This window comes from Bacillus sp. SG-1, assembly GCF_000181495.1.
In the GTDB taxonomy this organism is placed as follows: Bacteria; Bacillota; Bacilli; order Bacillales; family Bacillaceae_B; genus Rossellomorea.
Genome location: NZ_ABCF01000166.1, coordinates 1 through 1,585, shown reverse-complemented (window position 1 = coordinate 1,585; position 1,585 = coordinate 1). Strand labels below are relative to the sequence as shown.

At 46.1% G+C, this 1,585-nt stretch carries 2 protein-coding genes; both read right to left on the bottom strand.

Annotation, left to right across the window (positions count from 1 at the left end):
• A partial coding sequence (locus BSG1_RS19445) for an alpha-ketoacid dehydrogenase subunit beta (RefSeq protein WP_006838960.1) occupies positions 1-627 on the bottom strand: 627 nt, incomplete at its 3' end.
• 3 nt (positions 628-630) lie between these two features.
• Positions 631-1,585 (bottom strand): pyruvate dehydrogenase (acetyl-transferring) E1 component subunit alpha (pdhA, locus tag BSG1_RS19440; protein WP_006838959.1); only part of this gene is annotated, 955 nt, incomplete at its 5' end.

Below are 1,585 nucleotides of genomic sequence, written 5' to 3'. Positions count from 1 at the left end.
AGTGATGATGGATAAATCTGTTCCTTCACGTTTCACATCCGCTTTACCGATTTCGATTGTGTATTCCTCTTCAGGAACCTCTTCTCGGAATGAACGATACAGTTTCATATGCTCAAGGAAAATGACAGGGTCATTATCTCGAATAGCAGCGATCAAAAGACCTTTTGCATCATATGGTGTAGAAGGGATTACTACTTTAAGACCCGGCTGCTGCGCGACAAGACCTTCCAGACTGTCCGCATGAAGCTCAGGTGTATGTACTCCCCCTCCAAATGGTGAACGGATTGTAACAGGTGCAGTGAAAGTGCCCCCTGAACGGTAGCGCATACGAGCCAGCTGACCGCTGATTGAATCCATTACTTCAAATACGAAACCAAAGAATTGGATTTCAGGTACAGGACGGAAACCTTCCAATGAAAGGCCGACCGCCAATCCGCCAATTCCGGATTCTGCTAATGGTGTGTCAAATACACGGTCTTCACCGAATTCTTTTTGGAGACCTTCAGTTGCACGGAACACACCGCCATTCAATCCTACGTCTTCACCGAAAACAAGCACATTTTCATCGTTACGCAGTTCGGTGCGCATAGCATCAGTGATAGCTTGAATCATTGTCATTTGCGCCATGGCTTATTTCGACTCCTTCTCTTTGTAAATTTCTAATTGCTCTTCCAGGTTATAAGGAAGTTTTTCGTACATGATGTTGATGAAGTCCGTCACTTTCTGCTTAGGCGTTCCATCAGCTTTCTTGATTGCTTCCTTGATATCTTCTTTCGCTTGTTCGATTACTTCATTTTCCTTCTCTTCGTTCCATAGACCTTTACCTTCAAGGAACTTACGGAAACGTACCAAAGGATCTTTTCTTTCCCACTCGGTGTCCATTTCTGAAGAACGGTAACGAGTAGGGTCATCTCCGGCCATTGTATGTGGACCGTAACGGTAGCAGTGAGTCTCGATTAAAGTAGGTCCCTCACCATTTACTGCGCGTTCACGTGCTTCACGTGTTACGGCATAAACTGCTAATGGATCCATTCCATCGACAAGAACTCCCGGAATACCGGCTGCAACTGCTTTTTGGGCAATTGTTTTACCAGCTGTCTGCTTGTCACGAGGTGTAGAGATCGCGAACTGGTTATTTTGCACCACAAAGATGGCAGGTGCACTGAATGCGCCGGCAAAGTTGATACCTTCATAGAAGTCACCCTGAGAAGATCCGCCATCACCTGTATAAGTGATTGCAACAGACTGTTTCCCGCGCTTCTTAAGCCCAAGTGCCACACCGGCAGTCTGGATGTATTGAGCACCGATGATGATTTGTGGTGATAATACATTTACTCCTTCTGGAGGCTGATTCCCTTTGAAATGACCACGGGAGAATAGGAAAGCCTGGTACAACGGCAGGCCATGCCATACGATCTGAGGTACATCACGGTAACCTGGCAGAATCCAGTCATCTTTCTCCAAAGCATAATGTGAAGCAATCTGGGATGCTTCCTGCCCTGCAGTAGGAGCATAGAAACCTAATCTTCCCTGACGGTTTAATGAGATTGATCTTTGATCAAGAATACGAGTGTACACCATGCGG